Here is a 1,162-nt window from a genome sequence, read left to right on the forward strand (position 1 = left end):
CTTACTGAAGCAAAGCTTCATTAAAAATTCAACGCCTTAAAAATTAAATGATTATGAGATAATAGAGTTTAAAATATTATTTTTGAGAGACAAGATTATTGCTTTTCATAGGATACGTTGTTGTTGCCAGTGCGGCTACCTACCAATTTTTAAAATTCTTATAGCACCTTGAATTACGAGAATGAATACGATTGTTCCAATAATTAAATCTGGTTTACTTGAATTTAACCAATTGACTAGTAAAGCAGCAATTATAACACCTACATTAATTATTATATCATTTGAGGTGAAAATCATACTCGCTTTCATATGAGCTTCCTTTTTACTTTTAGATTTTTGAAGCAGGTATAAACAAATTCCATTTGCAATTAATGCTAAAATTGAAACAATTATCATTGTTGAAAAATCAGGCAGTTTTTCATTTCCAAAGAACCTTCTTAGAACTTCTGCAAATCCAATTAGCGCTAATAAAATTTGAAAATAACCAGCTAAATTGGCAATTTTTTTCTTTTTTACGATTGAACCTCCTACAGCAAAAAGACTAATTCCATAAACAAAAGAATCTGCTAGCATATCTAAACTATCTGCAACTAACCCCATAGATTTTGAGATTAAGCCAGTTGTCATTTCTATTATAAAAAATGCAAAATTTATTACTAGTACAGACCAAAGTAATTTCTTTTGTTGAGAATTTTCTTTGAATTCAGTTTGGTCGGTTTGTTCCGTCTTAATTTTTTTGGTTCCTAATTTTAGTCCGTTTAATGATTCTTCTATAGATTGAATTTCACCTTCGTGAAATACTGTTAATTTTCTATTCGGAATATCGAAATCAAGATTTTTAATACTAGGGATTTCATCTAATTTCATCCTTATCAGATTTTCTTCTGAAGGACAATCCATTTTTGAAATTTCGAAAATTGACTTATTCATTGAGGTTTAAATTTATCTAGCTTTTGCAAGATAAATTATGAATTTATACTTGAGAACTTTCTTGTTTAGAAATTTGGTTTTTAACCTGAATGCTCAATGTCCGCATTGGCTACAACGGTCTTGTATAACAATCAGTTGCGGATTGTTTAAAAACTAAGATAGCTGAAATTCCCGACTTTTATGTTTGCGCGGTTGTGTCCGCAGGACACAAAGCCGCAATTGTTGTTATACG

General features: G+C 30.1%; 1 protein-coding gene. It reads right to left on the reverse strand.

The window, feature by feature from the left end:
* Positions 1 to 135 precede the first annotated feature (135 nt).
* The gene (locus GUB10_RS15860) at positions 136 to 930 is read right to left on the reverse strand and encodes a cation transporter (RefSeq protein WP_089665041.1); all 795 of its coding nucleotides are present in this window, start codon (positions 928 to 930) and stop codon (positions 136 to 138) included.
* Positions 931 to 1,162: the final 232 nt, after the last annotated feature.

It is taken from the genome of Salegentibacter sp. BLCTC (assembly GCF_015143665.1).
In the GTDB taxonomy this organism is placed as follows: Bacteria; Bacteroidota; Bacteroidia; order Flavobacteriales; family Flavobacteriaceae; genus Salegentibacter; species Salegentibacter maritimus.

Bases quoted from the DNA above. Each gene is read 5' to 3' on its own strand.
- GUB10_RS15860 (WP_089665041.1), bottom strand. From the start codon at position 930: ATGAATAAGTCAATTTTCGAAATTTCAAAAATGGATTGTCCTTCAGAA.